Genomic DNA, 15,803 nt, shown 5'->3' with positions numbered 1-15,803 from the left:
AATGTTTGCTATTTATACTTCAGTTTTTAAACGCGAGCGATGTTTGTTTGCTCATAACAAGCTTGCAATGATTCTTCAATTATTGTTAAACCTTCTTCAAGTTGCTCATCTGTAATAACTAAAGGCATTAACACACGGATAACATTTCCATATGTTCCTGCTGATAATAACAGTAACCCACGCTTATTTGCTTCTGCACATAGATTAGCCGTTAACGTTTTGTCAGGTGCTTTCGTCTTACGATCTTGAACGACCTCAAATGCACACATTGCACCTAACCCACGCACATCGCCGATGCAATGATATTTATTTTTCATCTCCTTGAATCGGTTCATTACGACTTTTCCTAATTCTATCGCTCTATCATTTAATTTCTCATTTTCTATTACATCGAGAACAGCTAATGCAGCCGCACATCCTAATGGACTTCCTGCATACGTTCCACCAAGTTCACCTGGTGCAGACTCATTCATAATTTCTTTACGTCCAATGACACCACTTATCGGTACACCAGCACCTAATGATTTAGACACTGTAATTAAATCTGGAACGACATCATAGTGATCAATTGCAAAATATTTTCCTGTACGACTAAAGCCTGTTTGTATTTCATCCGCTACAAATAAGATGCCGTTCTCTGAACAAATGCGGCGTACTTCTTGAACAAATTTCTTACTTGGGACGATAAACCCACCTTCCCCTTGAACAGGTTCCATTACAACAGCTGCGATTGTTTCTGGTGCTACTTCCGATATGAAGAAGTTCTTAAACTCTTCAATAATAAAATCATCATACTGCTCTTCCGTTAATCCCTCTGGGCGACGGTATTCGTATGGAAATGGCGCTTTATATACTTCTGGAGCAAATGGACCAAACCCAAATTTATATGGCTTCACTTTACTTGTCATCGTCATTGTCATTAATGTACGCCCGTGGAAACCTTTAGAAAATGCGATAATACCAGGTCTCTTCGTATATTTACGAGCGATCTTCACCGCGTTCTCAACTGCTTCTGCACCACTATTTAAAAAGAGGACTTGCTTATCGAAACTTCCCGGTGCCAATGCCGCAAGCTTTTCCGCTAATTCAATATATGGCTCATACATCATGACATTAAATCCAGTATGAATGTATTGATCGACTTGTTTATGGAGCGCTTCTTTAACCGTTGGATGACAATGCCCTACGTTAATTGTCCCAATTGCTCCTGCAAAATCAATGTACTGATTACCATCAACATCTGTTACAAGAGCACCATTTGCAGATTGTACAAACGTTGGGATGCCGTTACTTACTCCTTTTGGTACTATATTTTGACGGCGTTCTAATAAAGATGCCGCTTTCGGTCCTGGAATTTGTTCATTTACTTTAGCAAATTTTTTTGTGTTCATTGCGTACCCCATCCTTTTCTTTACATTGTTTTCTCTTTTTATTGCAAAATGTATGCCAACTTTCTTTTCTAGCATTTATCCTATATTCTTTGTATCCAGGCATAAAAAATAAGTCTATAAAGACTCATTAAGAGTCTTTATAGACTTATTTTCCTTACACATTAGATTTTTCTTTCTCCCAGAAAAACTCACCCGATTGAGAAATAAACTCTTCAACAGAATCTAACACTAAATCAGCAAGTGGTTCTAATGTTGGACGGTCTCCCGTACCAGATAGCACCCCAATTGCATAGCAATCGCCATTTTTGGCTAAATGTAAATCAGTTGGCGTATCTCCAACAACCGCAACCTCACATGATGCTAAATTAAATTTCTCACAAAACACTTCTATAATCTTTTTATCTGGTTTTTGCGCAGGGAATGTATCCGAGGCTATAATATAATCAAAAAAGTTCTCCAACTTATATTGTTTTAAAAATAATTCTGTTGGTGCAAAATCATCCGCCGTGACAACCCCTAATATAAATCCTTTATCTTTTAATGCCTGTAACACTTTCGGTAAATCTGCTGTCATTTTCATATGCGAACGATGCTCATACATAAGGGAAAATAACTTCTCACTTACCCAATGATGCATCTCTTCTTCTCTAGCAGACTCAATATAATTACAAAGCCCCTTCGCTACATCAAGGCTTGTTCCAGCAGCTATTGCACTCCTCGGATTAACAAATGCTCCCTCTACACCGATCTCTTCTAATAAGGTCTGCCCTATTGTACTTGGTAAATGATATAAACTTATACATTCAGCTACAAGTTCTTCAGCTACTTTTATCCATATTGAATGAAAATCCATTAATGTCCCATCTTTATCAAATAATATCGCCTTTACCTTCTCCATAGCACCCTACCTCTCATTTCTTATCTCTTCCAGTGTATCAATAAAGTATGGATGTAAAATAAAAGAATTGTAAAAATACCATAAAAATCAAACTAACTCCCAATTTACAATTCATTTTAACAAAGTAAAAAGGATGCCTTTACAGGGCATCCTCTTGATGTTCAGGAACAAATAGTTCTAAACAATGATATATATTTTCGAATTCCATCGGTGCATCTCCACCATACTCACCATCTAAATTAATCATTAGTTTATCTGGTGAATGTACTTTAATTCGGTTCGCTTGTGTATATAACACTTTTGGATTATTAATATGTTCACCACGTTGTGCTTGTGTTGCTGCTTTAATTAAATCAGCGATAGAACCTTTTTTCAGTACTAATAGGTCAAATAACCCATCGTTAATAGATGCATACGGTGCTACCTTTTCAAATCCACCTACTGAACGAGTATTCGTAATTAAAAACATCGTAATTTCTTCTTGTAGTAACTTTCCATCATACTCAATTTCAACATATGTCGGATGCAATGATGGTAACATCTCGATACCTTTTAGGTAATAAGCAAGTTGTCCTAATACTGTCTTTAACTTACTCGGTACTTCGTATGTTAATTCTGTAATACGACCGCCACCAGCGATGTTAATAAAATATGTATCGTTCGCTCTACCAAGGTCTAATGGCACTGTTTTTCCTTCGCAAATAATATCTGCTGCCTCTTCAATAGAACGAGGTACACCAATTGCACGTGCAAAGTCATTTGTCGTTCCAACTGGAATAATTCCAAATTTCGGACGGAATTCATGCCCAACTAAACCGTTTACTACTTCATTTAATGTACCGTCGCCACCAGCCGCAATAACAACATCAAACTTACGATCCGCAGCTTGTCTCGCCGCCACAGTAGCGTCTCCAGGACCCGTTGTCGCATGACAAGATGTCTCATAGCCAGCTTGTTCTAATTTTTGTAATACTTCTGGTAAGCTCTTCTTAAATAGCTCACGCCCAGAAGTAGGATTATAAATAATTCTTGCTCGCTTCATCATTTATTAGCACAGGAAATTTCTTTATATATCGAAAAAGAACATACTGAACTTCTATTCAGTATTCCCATGCCTACCTCCTCTCATCTTGCTATCCTTCTTTTATCCCGCTCAAACAGGCAGTAAGAACCCGATTCGTGTAGTCCATCAAAAGTAAATATTCATTTCAATGGTTTTTTATTTGACTCCAAAATTTATCCCGCTATTTGCGGGCAGTAAATGCCCGATTGGTGAGGGCTAATAATCAATGGTGGATGAACCTCCTACTGATTAAAGTTTCACTTTATTTCTATCCATTCTTCCATAAAAATTTACATATAACGAATAATAACTATCTATTATTTCATGAGATGAAAAAAACCTCTATGTTTAGATTTATCATTATTCCCACCTTTTTGCAACTATCATACCATAGTTGCTATACAAACATTTTTCCACTTTTGACAGTTAATCAAACGTTTGTTTAAACGATTTTGTCTCATTTAAACAAACGTTTGATTAACCTAGAAAAACACCCATGTACGGGTGTTTTTCTGCTTAATCTTTAAAAGTCACTACTATTATCGCTTATTAATCTCTTCAAGTAAGATTTTGTTAACAAGCGGTGGATTTGCTTGTCCTTTTGTAGCTTTCATAATTTGACCAACTAAGAAGCCAATTGCACGGTCTTTACCGTTTTTAAAGTCTTCGATAGATTGCTCATTATTATCAAGAATTTCTGTTACAACTTTACGAAGTGTACCCTCGTCAGAAATTTGAACAAGACCTTTCGCTTTAACGATTTCTTCTGGGTCTCCACCTTTTTCAATTAATTCATTAAATACTTTCTTCGCGATTTTAGAAGAAATTGTACCTTTTTCAATTAATTGAACCATTTTAGATAAACCAGCAGGCGTTAATGCAACGTCTTTTAATTCTTTTTGTTGTTTGTTTAAGTATGCAAGTACTTCACCCATTAACCAGTTCGATGTTAATTTCGCATCAGCACCGTCTGCAACAGTTGCTTCAAAGAAATCAGACATTTCTTTCGTTAATGTTAACACGTGTGCATCATAAGCTGGTAAGCCTAGTTCTGCAACGTAGCGAGCTTTACGTGCATCTGGAAGTTCTGGAATAGAAGCTCGAACTGCTTCTTTCCACTCATCATCGATGTAAAGTTCAACTAAGTCTGGCTCCGGGAAGTAACGGTAATCGTCAGATCCTTCTTTCACACGCATTAAGATTGTTTTCTTCGTTGCTTCATCATAACGACGTGTTTCTTGTTGGATGATGCCACCAGATAACAGTTCTTTTTCTTGGCGCACTTGCTCATGCTCAAGACCTTTTTGTACGTAAGTGAATGAGTTTAAGTTTTTCAGTTCCGCTTTTGTACCGAACTTCTCTTGTCCAACTGGACGAAGAGAAATGTTCGCATCACAACGTAAGGAACCTTCTTCCATCTTACAATCAGATACACCAGTGTATTGAATGATTGATTTTAACTTCTCTAAGTATGCATATGCTTCTTCTGGCGTACGCATATCTGGCTCAGATACGATCTCGATTAAAGGCATACCTTGACGGTTGTAGTCTACTAATGAACCATCAGCTGTATGCGTTGATTTACCAGCATCTTCTTCTAAATGAAGACGTGTAATACCGATACGTTTCTTTTTACCGTCTACTTCGATTTCAATCCAACCATTTTCACCAATTGGCTTATCAAATTGAGAGATTTGGTAAGCTTTCGGGTTATCTGGATAGAAATAGTTTTTACGGTCAAACTTCGTTTCCGTTGCGATTTCACAGTTTAATGCCATTGCAGCTTTCATTGCAAAGTTAACTGCTTCTTTATTTAAAGTAGGAAGTACCCCTGGGTATCCTAAGTCAATTACACTTGTTTGTGTATTTGGCTCCGCTCCGAATTCTGTTGGACTCGCAGAGAAAATTTTCGAATTTGTTTTTAACTCAACGTGAACCTCTAAACCAATAATTGTTTCTAAATTCATCTATGCTCGCCTCCTTACAGACTTGCTTTTTTTGTATGATAGTCTGTTGCTTGCTCAAACGCATGTGCAACGCGGTAAATTGTCGCTTCATCGAAGTGTTTACCAATGATTTGTAGACCAAGTGGCATGTTGTTAGCACCGAATCCACATGGAACAGAAATCGCTGGAACACCCGCTAAGTTTACTGGGATTGTTAAAATGTCATTTGCATACATTGTCATTGGATCATCAACTTTTTCGCCCACTTTAAATGCCGGAGTTGGCGTTGTTGGTCCAATAATAACATCATAGTTAGCAAATACATTTTCAAAGTCGTTTTTAATTAATGTACGTACTTGTTGTGCTTTCTTGTAATATGCATCATAGTAACCAGAGCTAAGTGCAAAAGTACCAAGCATAATACGACGTTTAACTTCATCACCGAAACCTTCACTACGTGTGTTTTTGTAAAGATCTAATAAGTTATTTACATTATCAGAACGAACACCGTAACGCACGCCATCAAAGCGTGAAAGGTTCGCAGATGCTTCAGAAGAAGATAGTAAGTAATACGTTGCTAGAGCGTATTTAGAGTGTGGAAGAGATACTTCCTCCCAAGTTGCGCCCATACCTTCTAATACTTTTAAAGCAGCTAGTACTGACTCACGAGCTTCTTCGCCAACACCTTCGCCTAAGTATTCTTTCGGTACAGCAATGCGTAAACCTTTAACATCGCCTGTTAAACCAGCTAAATAGTTTCCAACTTCAACGTTTGCAGAAGTTGCATCCATGCGGTCAATACCTGAAATAGCTTGTAATAAGTATGCATTGTCTTCGACTGTACGTGTAATCGGTCCGATTTGGTCAAGTGAAGATGCGAATGCTACTAATCCGTAACGAGATACGCGTCCGTAAGTTGGTTTTAAACCTACAACACCGCAATATGCAGCTGGCTGACGGATAGAACCACCCGTATCAGAACCTAGAGAGAATAGTACTTCTCCTGCTGCTACAGCTGCTGCAGAACCACCACTAGATCCGCCCGGAACGTAATCTAAGTTCCATGGGTTTTTCGTAGCGTAGAATCCTGAGTTTTCATTTGAAGAACCCATTGCAAACTCGTCCATGTTTAATTTACCGATTGTAATCGTGTCAGCAGCTTTTAGCTTTTGCACAACTGTCGCATCATAAATTGGATCGAAGTTTGCTAGCATTTTGCTCGCACAAGTTGTACGAAGGCCGTTAGTTACAATGTTATCTTTTACACCAATTGGCATACCGAATAATAAACCATTATCTTCAGCGCCGATTTTTGCATCTAATTCTTTCGCTTTTGCGCGTGCATTTTCTTCATCTAATGTAAGAAAAGCTTTTACGTTATCTTCAACATCCGCAATACGTTTGTAAGATTCTTCTACTAAATCCGTAACGGAAATTTCTTTGTTGTTTAACTTCTTATGTAACTCTGATACTGAATGATCAAATAATGACATCGAAATTCCCCTCCTCTATTCTAATACTGCTGGAACACGGATTTGATTATCTTTGTGATCCGGTGCATTTTTTAATACTTCTTCAACTGGTAAACCTTTTTCTGGTACATCTTCACGCATAACATTTTTCATAGTTAATACATGAGTTGTTGGTTTTACATCTGTTGTATCTAATTCATTTAACTGTTCTGCAAATGTAACAATTGCATCTAGTTGTTTTTGAAATTTTTCTGCTTCTTGATCAGTAATTGCAAGACGTGCTAAATGTGCTACGTGCTTTACATTCTCAACGGAAATTCTTGACACGGCTAGGCCACCTCCATAATATATCGTTCAATCTACAATACTATTGATGATACCAAATTTTCAGTACTTCAAGCAAGTCAACACAGAGTACTTACGCCATTTTTACATAAAAAAAGAAAGGCAAATGCCTTTCTTTACAATTTACTCTTTATCTAACGTTTTATTTTTCGGAAATCTCTCGTTATCTTCTTCATTATCACGAATTGTTTTTTGTAATACAAAACAAGACATCGTTAAAAATAATGTTCCAATTAAATAGTATCCTTTTACACTAAGCGTTTCATCTAACGTATAAATCCCAATTAGCATACCTGAAAGCGCACAAACAAATGAAGTCCATGCTAAAAACGTGAACGCTTGCGTATTACGTCTTCTCATCGTTCTCCCCCTCGTTAGCTGTATACCCATTATAGATAAGTATATTTACCATGATGGATTTTTATGTAAATTCTAGTTTTATATTTATAAATCTACCATAAAAGAATACTATTTTAAAGAAAGTTTTCTGCCTAATCTGAAAAAACAATTAAAATCATTGACAATTATTTCTATTCTACATAAAATAAAAATAAATATTACGAACCTCGAAATATACGGGAGTGGAATTAATTGTTGCAATATGAACATTTTTTAGACTTACTGCTAGATAACGCCAAGAAACTTTTCTATCCTGAAGAATGGGTAAGCCTAGATTTAACACTTTCTAAAACAGAAGTATTTTGTTTACTTTGGATGGAACGAAATACAGATATTACAATGACGAAAATTGCTGATCTTCTTGATATACCGATGAGTACAACAACGGGCGTTGTAAATCGCCTTGTAAAAAAGGGATATATTGAACGCTACCGTGATGAAAATGACCGACGTATTGTATTAATTCGGTTAACAGAAAACGGCGTAATGCTCGTTCAAGAAGTAAAACAAAATGCGGCCCATTACTTTAGCTTAGTAACAGAAGCATTATCAGAAGAAGAAAAAGCATTCTTACTACAAATCTTCCAAAAAATCATGAATCACATCGCTACGTCACAGCGAAAAACAGAAGAAAAGATTTCTACACCTAAAATGAAAAACATTCCGATTGAATAAAACCCTATCTGGGTTTTTATTCAATCATTTACTTCGACACTCGTAATATTCGACATTCGAAACAAAGGGGATATGAATGATGAGAATTATCTTGTATACAGGTAAAGGCGGCGTAGGAAAAACTAGCATTTCAGCAGCAACAGCAATTCAAAGTGCGAAACAAGGATTAAAAACATTAGTAATGAGCACAGATCCTGCTCATAGTTTAGGAGATTCATTTGGTATAAGGCTATCTTCTGAACCACTAGAAATTCGTGAAAATTTGTGGGCACAAGAAATTAATACGATTTATGAAATGGAAAAAGGCTGGGGAAAATTACAGAAATATATTACACTACTCTTCACTTCCAAAGCAGCTGATGATATTACAACAGAAGAGTTAACGATGTTTCCTGGTATGGAAGATTTAATTAGCCTACTTCGCGTACTCGATTATTATAAACAAAACACATATGATGTTATTATCATTGATTGTGCTCCAACAGGAGAAACATTAGCAATGCTAAGCTTTCCAGACATGCTCGGCTGGTGGATGGAAAAATTATTTCCTATTAAAAGAAAAGTTTTAAAAGTCGTTCGTCCTGTAGCTCAACCACTCCTTGGTGTCCCTCTTCCAACCGACGATATTATGGACGAATTAACAAGTACACTTGAACAGCTCGGAGAAATGAGAGATATTTTATCAAATCGAGAAGTAACAAGTATCCGCATCGTTGTAAATCCTGAAAAAATGGTCATTAAAGAAGCCCAGCGCAGCTTTACTTATTTGAATTTATACGATTATAACGTAGATGCCATTATGATTAACCGCGTCATCCCTAACACTGTCACCGATCCTTATTTTCAGGCATGGAAAGATACACAGAAGAAATATAAAACATTAATTAAAGATAGTTTTCAACCCCTTCCTATTTACGAAGCTCCAATGTTTGAACAAGAAGTTGTTGGTTTGTCTATGTTAGAACGTGTAGGAGATTCTTTATTTAAAACTGATCATTCCCCTACAGAAGTGAAATTTAACGGGCGCACTCAATATGTAAAAAAGGATGGCGATGAGTATATTTTCGTTCTGTCCATTCCCTTCTCAAACAAAAGTGAACTTTCCTTAAATCAAAAAGGTGATGAACTTATTATTCGAGCTGGTTCTGTTAAACGGAACATCACGTTACCAAAAACATTAACACACCTTTCTATTCAAGGAGCAAAATTTGAAGAAGATGTACTAAATATTCGGTTTGGAGGTGTAGTACATGCATGAGGAATTACTACGAAGGGTAATTCGTACAAAAGTAAAAGTCGGGATGCATATATTAGAAGAGCTACCTAATCCCATCCAGCATTCAGCTAAGCAAATATTAAATATTTTACAAGAGGAACTAGCTGCTTATCCGAAAGAACAAGAGCATCATGAAGTTAATTTAAAAAATATCATAATTGAATAACTATCTCTGTATAGAGGGCCTTTTTTAGGCTTTCTATACTTTATTGGAGTGATGTAAATTGATGAAAAAACATCCCACTACTATATTCTGGATCATTCCCTTATTATTTTTCATTCATAACCTTGAAGAAGCTTTCCAAATGCCACAATACCTTGCTAATCAATTTTCAATCCGTCTTATAACTAGCCAACAATTTTTCATTGCCATTTCCGTATTAACAATCTTTGTATTACTTATCGTCTTTCTATATCAACTTAACTTCTTGTCTTCTATATGCTGGATTATTTTTATACAAGGGGCCATCTTCTTCAACTCTGTTCAACATATTATTTTGTTTTTCATTTATCGCTCCTATAACCCCGGCGTAATATCAGCATTTTTCATTACTCTCTTTTCTATTTTCTTTTTTTTATCAAAAAAACACTTAATTCATCCAAAGCAATTCGTAATTACACTCCTTTTCAGCTTATTTTCTTATCCCATTATAATTTGGATTACCTTACTGTTCGCTAGCTACTTTCATTCATAAAAAAAGACCAGGAAAACTCCTGGTCTATCACTCTACTTAACAAACATTGGATTCTATGTTATACAAAATTGGAAGGTACAGAATTAGGGTTTGTTTGTTAAGTTTATATGTTGAACGAACTAACAGCGGAGGGGTTCCTTCTGTTAGTCCATTAAACCCAATGATTATTTTACGATTTTTTCAAGCTCATCAAGTGAAAGATCTACTGAAATGGAACCATCATTTGTTTCTTTCTTAATTGCGTCTGTTACTTCTTTTGAATGATATAGTTCAATTACTTTTTTCAATGTTGGATCATCTTTATCTTTCGTACGAGCTGCAAAAATATTAATATATGGCTTCGCATTTGCATTCTTTGGATCTTCTAAGAAAATAGGATCCTTAGCTGGATCTAATCCAGCTTGACCAGCAACACCGTTATTAATAACTGATGCCGCTACATCTTTTAACACACGAGGTGTTTGCTGTGCGATAACCGGTGTAATTTTTAATTTCTTCGGATTTTCAGCAATACCACTTGGATCTCCAAATAGACCAAAGTCTTTTTTAAGCTTTAATAATCCAGCTGCATCAAGAAGTTTTAATGCCCGTGCTTGGTTCGTTGGATCGTTTGGAATTGCAATTTCTGAACCATCTGGGATTTCATTTGCTTTCTTATATTTTTCAGAGTATAAACCCATTGGCGCAATTTGCGTTGTACCAACAGCTGTAATATCTAACTTATGCTCTTTTTTAAATTGCTCTAAGAAAGCAATATGCTGGAATGAGTTTAATTCAATATCTCCATCAGCTAACGCTTTATTTGGCGTTGTGTAATCAGAGAACTCCACCAGTTTAATCTTAATCCCTTCTTTTTCAGCTTTTTTCTTCAAAATTTCCCAAGCGTCTCCATCCGTTCCAGTTACACCGACGCGAACTACTTTTTCTTTCGCTCCTGCACCCGTGTCTCCACTTGAGCAGCCGCTTAATGCTGAGACTCCTACAATCGCTGATAATGCAAATGCTAAAATTTTCTTCATTTTCTTTTCCTCTCTTCCTTTTTATGATCTGCGTAACAAGACTTTCGCAAAGTAGTTTCCTAAATTTTGAGCTATCTGTACGAGAATGATAAGTAACACGACCGTTACGAACATAACTGATGTATCAAAACGTTGATAACCATATGTCATTGCCAAGTCACCAAGACCGCCACCACCGACAAGCCCAGCAACTGCAGAGAATTCAATTAAACCAACTGTCATAAATGTGACACCTAAGATTAATGGTGCTAACGCTTCTGGTACAAGGATTTCAAAAACAATTCTAATTGGCGAGGCGCCCATTGCTTGCGCTGCTTCAATTACTCCTTTCGGAACGGAAACAAGGTTTGTTTCAACCATTCTAGCAATACCAATTGATGCGACTAACGTCATCGGGAAAATTGCCGCTGCTGTTCCAATCGTCGTTCCGATAACACTTCTTGTTAGTGGACTTAAGGCTACTAAAAAGATAATGAATGGTACCGGACGAATTGTATTAATTATGATGTTAAGAATAGAAAAGACCCATTTATTTTCTAAAAAGTTTCCTTTTCTCGTTACATATAAAAGTAAACCTAGAGGTATACCCAGAATTGTAGCAAATATAAGGGTTACAATTACCATTAAGAGGGTATCCCCCGTCGCATCTAGTATACGCGGCCAAAATATACTCCAATCAACTCGCATGAGCTTCTACCTCCTTCAGCTGCACTTGCAGTCTTAGATGTTGTAATGCTTTTTGAATTTCCCTCTGCTCACCTTGCAACTCTACAAGAAGATTTCCAAATAGCACATTTTGAAGTTCAATAATATTTCCGTACAGTACATTTACATCGACGTTATAGTTTTTTGCGATATATGATAGTACCGGCTGTCCTGTCTCCTCACCAGTAAATGTTAGACGATAAATTTGACCACCATTTTGAATTTTCGCTAGAACACTTTCCGGTAAATGATCATTAATGACAGAACGTACAAAGTTTTGAGTCGTCTTTGTTTTTGGTTGTGTGAAAACATCAAACAGTTTTCCTTCTTCAATAACTTTTCCCTTCTCCATTACAGCTACACGGTGACAAATTTCTTTCACAACATGCATTTCATGTGTAATAAGAAGAATTGTTAAATTGTATTCTCGATTTACTTTCTTTAATAAGTTTAGAATTTCTGTCGTTGTTTCTGGATCTAAGGCTGATGTTGCCTCATCACATATAAGAATATCTGGCGATGTCGCAAGTGCTCTAGCAATGCCCACACGCTGCTTTTGTCCACCTGATAGCTGCTCTGGGTAATAGTTTGCTTTATCTTCTAACCCTACAAACTTCAGCAGTTCATTTACTCTTTTTTTTATCTCATTCTTTGGTACTTTCGCTAACTTTAATGGATAAGCAATATTTCCAAATACTGTTCTTGAATTAAATAAATTAAAACTTTGAAAAATCATTCCAATTCTTTGTCTCAGTTTACGTAATTCTTTCGTCGATAATGATGTAATATCTTTATCATCTATTGAAATCGTTCCTGCCGTCGGTCTCTCTAACATATTTACTAAGCGTAATAACGTACTCTTTCCAGCGCCACTAAAACCGATAATGCCAAAAATTTCGCCTTTCTCAACTGATAATGTTACATCCTCCACCGCATGAACAGATTGGCCAGCTGATTCATACACTTTACTTACATTGTTAAAAGAAATCATTTTTTTCCCTCCTATATGCTGTAAAAACTTGAAGCAGAGCTTTCGAGGTAAAATAAAAAGTGCCCTCCTTCTTATCAACCATAAAGATAAGAAGGAGAGCACTTATATGTACTCGTTCACATCTTCTCATCTTCCAAGCCTTTATATGGCTTGCTGGAGTTAGCACGGTATTAAAAAACCCGTTGCTGAGGTATCGTAGGGCCAGTCCCTCCACCTCTCTGGATAAGAATGTATCGATTTAATTGTCGTTTAATTAATTCTCATTATAGAACTCAGAATAATAAGAGTCAATACATTTTTTAGAAAAATATTAATTATTCCTTTATTAAAATTTTCAGATGAATATTCATCTGAAAAATAGTAACTTTCAAGGTTATTTAAAATTCTTCTTCCTCATATTTTTAAACAGGAGAATCCTCTCTACGAATTGAATAAATTTATTTGAATATGAAACTCGGAGGAAGATAAATATATGAAAACAGCTCTTTTACTCGTCGATATTCAAAACGATTATTTTCCAAATGGAAAGATGGAATTGCGTAATCCAGTAGAAGCAAGCGAATATGCTAATCAGTTATTACAACACTTTAGAACAAACAGCGAACCTATTTTTCATATCCAACACGTAGCTATAAAAGATGACGCTACTTTTTTCCTACCTAATACAGAAGGTGTACATATTCATGAAAGCGTACGTCCACTTAGAGAAGAAACAGTTATAGTCAAACATTATCCAAATAGCTTCCGAGAAACTAATCTTCTAGAGCAATTAAAACGTTTAAATATTGAACATGTCGTTGTATGCGGGATGATGACTCATATGTGTATCGATGCAACAGTAAGGGCTGCATTCGATTTTGGCTTTCAATGTACCGTTATACATGACGCTTGTGCTACAAAAGACCTTTCTTTTAAGAACGCTACTATACCAGCTGTTTATATTCACAATACAATTTTAGCTAGTTTAAATGGCGTATATGCAAATGTAATAAGCACGCAAGAATTTTTAGCTACATAAAAAAACACTCCTTTCAGTGAGCAAAACTGAAAGGAGTGTTCCTTGTCGAACCATAGATTTTCTTTCAAATTGTATTATACAGGAAATTCTCAAAATGAATACTAAAAAATATGACTAATAAGTCAACTTTTCTCATCATTTTATTTCTGTTCACATGTTTATCACGCTATTAATAGGTTTTAGCTCATTCTCTTCGAACGACGGTAATATATGGGGGTTCAATTTTAAAAGGAGCTCTTCACATTCTGTGAAGAGCTCCTCTACTATTTCTTATAAAGTTTCAGAAGTAGTTTTTGCTTGCATGTGAAGTGCTAAGTAATCAGGTCCACCAGCTTTAGAGTCTGTACCAGACATGTTAAAGCCACCGAATGGTTGGTAACCTACGATTGCACCAGTACATCCACGGTTGAAGTATAAGTTACCAACGTGGAAGTCTTCGCGTGCTTTTTCAATATGGTCACGGTTGTTAGTAATAACAGCACCTGTTAAACCGTATTCCGTATTGTTTGCAATTGCAAGTGCATGATCAAAGTCTTTCGCTTTACAGAATGCTACTACTGGTCCGAAGATTTCTTCTTTCATTAAGCGAGCATCTTCTGCAACGTCAGCAACGATTGTTGGTTGGATGAACCAGCCTTTAGAATCGTCTCCTTCGCCACCTGCTAAGATTCTACCTTCTTCTTTACCAATTGCAACATAGCTCATTACTTTATCAAATGCAGCTTGGTCATTAACAGGACCCATGTTTGTACCTAATACTGCTGGGTTAGCAACTTTTAATTCTTTTGTTAATTCAACAGCACGATTTAATACGTGATCGTATACATCTTCATGGATTACTGCACGAGAACATGCAGAACATTTTTGTCCTGAGAATCCGAATGCTGATGCAACGATAGACTTAGCTGCTAATTCAAGATCTGCTTCTTTATCAACAACGATTGTATCTTTACCGCCCATTTCAGCGATAACACGTTTTAACCAAATTTGTCCTGGGTTTACTTTCGCTGCACGCTCGTAGATACGGATACCTACATCACGAGATCCCGTGAAGCTTACGAAACGTGTACGAGGATGATCTACTAAGTAGTCACCAACTTCAGAACCGTTACCTGGAACGAAGTTTACTACGCCAGCTGGTAAGCCAGCTTCTTCTAATACTTCCATAAATTTCGCTGCTACTACAGGAGTTGTACTAGCTGGTTTTAGTAATACTGTGTTACCAGAAACTAAAGCAGCTGTTGTCATACCTGCCATAATTGCGAATGGGAAGTTCCAAGGAGAAATGATAACACCTACTCCTAATGGAATGTAAGAGAAACGATTATATTCAATTGGACGGCTTTCTACTGGAATACCGTCTTTTAATTTTAACATTTGACGACCATAATATTCCATAAAGTCGATTGCTTCTGCTGTATCAGCATCTGCCTCATTCCATGGCTTACCTGCTTCTTTTACAAGAATAGCAGAGAATTCATGTTTTCTGCGACGAACGATTGCTGCAGCACGGAATAAAATGTCTGCACGCATTTCTGGCTTTGATTTTCTCCAAGTTTGGAATGTTTCATCCGCTACTTGCATTGCTTTTTCAGCTAACTCACGGCTTGCTTTTGAAACACGACCAACAAGTTCCTCTTTATTTGCAGGGTTTACAGAAACAATTTTGTCTTCTGTAGTGATTTTTTCTCCCCCAATAATTAATGGATAGTCTTGTCCAAGATAAGATTCTACTTTCTTTAAACCTTCTTCAAACGCTAATTTGTTAGCCTCCACTGAAAAATCTGTAAATGGCTCATGTTTGTATGCTACTACCATTTTTTTAGCCTCCCCTTAGAAAAACGTTTACATTTTACAACATTATTCTACACGATAATTTAGATTTATTCAAATATTCCTAGACTTATATT

Annotated in this window: 15 protein-coding genes, 1 pseudogene and 1 riboswitch; of the genes and pseudogenes, 5 read left to right on the top strand and 11 right to left on the bottom strand. The window is 36.4% G+C overall.

All coding sequences use genetic code 11. The features are described from left to right. Positions 1–26: 26 nt before the first annotated feature. The 7 genes from gabT to MKY21_RS01815 all read right to left on the bottom strand — a co-directional run bounded on the left by gabT (position 27) and on the right by MKY21_RS01815 (position 7,475). On the bottom strand, positions 27–1,391 hold the full coding sequence (gene gabT / locus MKY21_RS01845) for a 4-aminobutyrate--2-oxoglutarate transaminase (RefSeq protein ID WP_016117078.1): 1,365 nt from the start codon (positions 1,389–1,391) through the stop codon (positions 27–29). Between the two features lie 154 nt (positions 1,392–1,545). After that, positions 1,546–2,289, bottom strand: a complete 744-nt coding sequence (locus tag MKY21_RS01840) for an HAD family hydrolase (RefSeq protein ID WP_000416659.1) — start codon at positions 2,287–2,289, stop codon at positions 1,546–1,548. A 139-nt stretch (positions 2,290–2,428) separates the two neighbouring features. After that, positions 2,429–3,334 carry a diacylglycerol kinase gene (locus tag MKY21_RS01835; protein WP_000977679.1) on the bottom strand — a complete coding sequence of 302 codons (906 nt, stop codon included), beginning with the start codon at positions 3,332–3,334 and terminating at the stop codon, positions 2,429–2,431. Between the two features lie 557 nt (positions 3,335–3,891). Next, positions 3,892–5,319 (bottom strand): Asp-tRNA(Asn)/Glu-tRNA(Gln) amidotransferase subunit GatB, encoded by a 1,428-nt coding sequence (gatB, locus tag MKY21_RS01830; protein WP_001047685.1) that lies wholly within the window; start codon positions 5,317–5,319, stop codon positions 3,892–3,894. A 14-nt stretch (positions 5,320–5,333) separates the two neighbouring features. Further along, positions 5,334–6,791 carry an Asp-tRNA(Asn)/Glu-tRNA(Gln) amidotransferase subunit GatA gene (gatA, locus tag MKY21_RS01825; RefSeq protein WP_000051441.1) on the bottom strand — a complete coding sequence of 486 codons (1,458 nt, stop codon included), beginning with the start codon at positions 6,789–6,791 and terminating at the stop codon, positions 5,334–5,336. Positions 6,792–6,806: 15 nt separating this feature from the next. Beyond that, positions 6,807–7,097 (bottom strand): Asp-tRNA(Asn)/Glu-tRNA(Gln) amidotransferase subunit GatC, encoded by a 291-nt coding sequence (gene gatC / locus MKY21_RS01820; protein WP_000086999.1) that lies wholly within the window; start codon positions 7,095–7,097, stop codon positions 6,807–6,809. A 141-nt stretch (positions 7,098–7,238) separates the two neighbouring features. Continuing rightward, the gene (locus tag MKY21_RS01815) at positions 7,239–7,475 is read right to left on the bottom strand and encodes a YiaA/YiaB family inner membrane protein (protein WP_001254395.1); all 237 of its coding nucleotides are present in this window, start codon (positions 7,473–7,475) and stop codon (positions 7,239–7,241) included. 231 nt (positions 7,476–7,706) lie between these two features. On the opposite strand from MKY21_RS01815, the gene MKY21_RS01810 reads away from it, so the two are divergent. The 4 genes from MKY21_RS01810 (at position 7,707) to MKY21_RS01795 (ending at position 10,160) form a co-directional block, all read left to right on the top strand. Then, on the top strand, positions 7,707–8,189 hold the full coding sequence (locus tag MKY21_RS01810; protein ID WP_000942484.1) for a MarR family winged helix-turn-helix transcriptional regulator: 483 nt from the start codon (positions 7,707–7,709) through the stop codon (positions 8,187–8,189). Between the two features lie 76 nt (positions 8,190–8,265). Then, on the top strand, positions 8,266–9,447 hold the full coding sequence (locus tag MKY21_RS01805; protein WP_016117076.1) for an ArsA family ATPase: 1,182 nt from the start codon (positions 8,266–8,268) through the stop codon (positions 9,445–9,447). After that, complete coding sequence (locus MKY21_RS01800) at positions 9,440–9,631, top strand: DUF3926 domain-containing protein (protein WP_000544104.1); 192 nt, start codon at positions 9,440–9,442, stop codon at positions 9,629–9,631. Before MKY21_RS01805 ends, MKY21_RS01800 begins: the two co-directional genes overlap by 8 nt. 61 nt (positions 9,632–9,692) lie before the next feature. Next, on the top strand, positions 9,693–10,160 hold the full coding sequence (locus MKY21_RS01795) for an HXXEE domain-containing protein (RefSeq protein ID WP_016117075.1): 468 nt from the start codon (positions 9,693–9,695) through the stop codon (positions 10,158–10,160). 164 nt (positions 10,161–10,324) lie between these two features. Here MKY21_RS01795 and MKY21_RS01790 read toward each other — a convergent pair whose 3' ends face one another. The 3 genes from MKY21_RS01790 to MKY21_RS01780 are packed head-to-tail and all read right to left on the bottom strand — an operon-like array spanning position 10,325 to position 12,875. Beyond that, complete coding sequence (locus MKY21_RS01790) at positions 10,325–11,179, bottom strand: MetQ/NlpA family ABC transporter substrate-binding protein (RefSeq protein ID WP_000721593.1); 855 nt, start codon at positions 11,177–11,179, stop codon at positions 10,325–10,327. Positions 11,180–11,200: 21 nt separating this feature from the next. Further along, positions 11,201–11,866 carry a methionine ABC transporter permease gene (locus tag MKY21_RS01785; RefSeq protein WP_001261865.1) on the bottom strand — a complete coding sequence of 222 codons (666 nt, stop codon included), beginning with the start codon at positions 11,864–11,866 and terminating at the stop codon, positions 11,201–11,203. Further along, positions 11,856–12,875, bottom strand: coding sequence for a methionine ABC transporter ATP-binding protein (locus MKY21_RS01780; protein WP_000622972.1), 1,020 nt, complete (start codon positions 12,873–12,875; stop codon positions 11,856–11,858). Before MKY21_RS01780 ends, MKY21_RS01785 begins: the two co-directional genes overlap by 11 nt. A 123-nt stretch (positions 12,876–12,998) precedes the next feature. Beyond that, positions 12,999–13,104, bottom strand: a riboswitch (SAM riboswitch). A gap of 243 nt (positions 13,105–13,347) precedes the next feature. Between MKY21_RS01780 and MKY21_RS01775 the strand changes: the two are divergent. After that, a pseudogene (locus MKY21_RS01775) lies at positions 13,348–13,913 on the top strand (cysteine hydrolase family protein). 250 nt (positions 13,914–14,163) lie between these two features. Here the strand turns inward: MKY21_RS01775 and pruA are convergent. Continuing rightward, entirely contained in the window at positions 14,164–15,711 is a 1,548-nt protein-coding gene (gene pruA, locus MKY21_RS01770; protein WP_000259552.1) for an L-glutamate gamma-semialdehyde dehydrogenase, read from the bottom strand. Positions 15,712–15,803: the final 92 nt, after the last annotated feature.

This window comes from Bacillus sp. FSL R9-9497 (genome assembly GCF_038005805.1).
Classification (GTDB): Bacteria; Bacillota; Bacilli; order Bacillales; family Bacillaceae_G; genus Bacillus_A; species Bacillus_A cereus.
Note: the sequence above shows the minus strand (reverse complement) of the source record. Positions and strands in the feature narration are given on the sequence as shown.

Bases quoted from the DNA above. Each gene is read 5' to 3' on its own strand.
- gabT (WP_016117078.1), bottom strand. From the start codon at position 1,391: ATGAACACAAAAAAATTTGCTAAAGTAAATGAACAAATTCCAGGACCG.
- MKY21_RS01840 (WP_000416659.1), bottom strand. From the start codon at position 2,289: ATGGAGAAGGTAAAGGCGATATTATTTGATAAAGATGGGACATTAATG.
- MKY21_RS01835 (WP_000977679.1), bottom strand. From the start codon at position 3,334: ATGATGAAGCGAGCAAGAATTATTTATAATCCTACTTCTGGGCGTGAG.
- gatB (WP_001047685.1), bottom strand. From the start codon at position 5,319: ATGAATTTAGAAACAATTATTGGTTTAGAGGTTCACGTTGAGTTAAAA.
- gatA (WP_000051441.1), bottom strand. From the start codon at position 6,791: ATGTCATTATTTGATCATTCAGTATCAGAGTTACATAAGAAGTTAAAC.
- MKY21_RS01815 (WP_001254395.1), bottom strand. From the start codon at position 7,475: ATGAGAAGACGTAATACGCAAGCGTTCACGTTTTTAGCATGGACTTCA.
- MKY21_RS01805 (WP_016117076.1), top strand. From the start codon at position 8,266: ATGATGAGAATTATCTTGTATACAGGTAAAGGCGGCGTAGGAAAAACT.
- MKY21_RS01800 (WP_000544104.1), top strand. From the start codon at position 9,440: ATGCATGAGGAATTACTACGAAGGGTAATTCGTACAAAAGTAAAAGTC.
- MKY21_RS01795 (WP_016117075.1), top strand. From the start codon at position 9,693: ATGAAAAAACATCCCACTACTATATTCTGGATCATTCCCTTATTATTT.
- MKY21_RS01790 (WP_000721593.1), bottom strand. From the start codon at position 11,179: ATGAAGAAAATTTTAGCATTTGCATTATCAGCGATTGTAGGAGTCTCA.
- MKY21_RS01785 (WP_001261865.1), bottom strand. From the start codon at position 11,866: ATGCGAGTTGATTGGAGTATATTTTGGCCGCGTATACTAGATGCGACG.
- MKY21_RS01780 (WP_000622972.1), bottom strand. From the start codon at position 12,875: ATGATTTCTTTTAACAATGTAAGTAAAGTGTATGAATCAGCTGGCCAA.
- pruA (WP_000259552.1), bottom strand. From the start codon at position 15,711: ATGGTAGTAGCATACAAACATGAGCCATTTACAGATTTTTCAGTGGAG.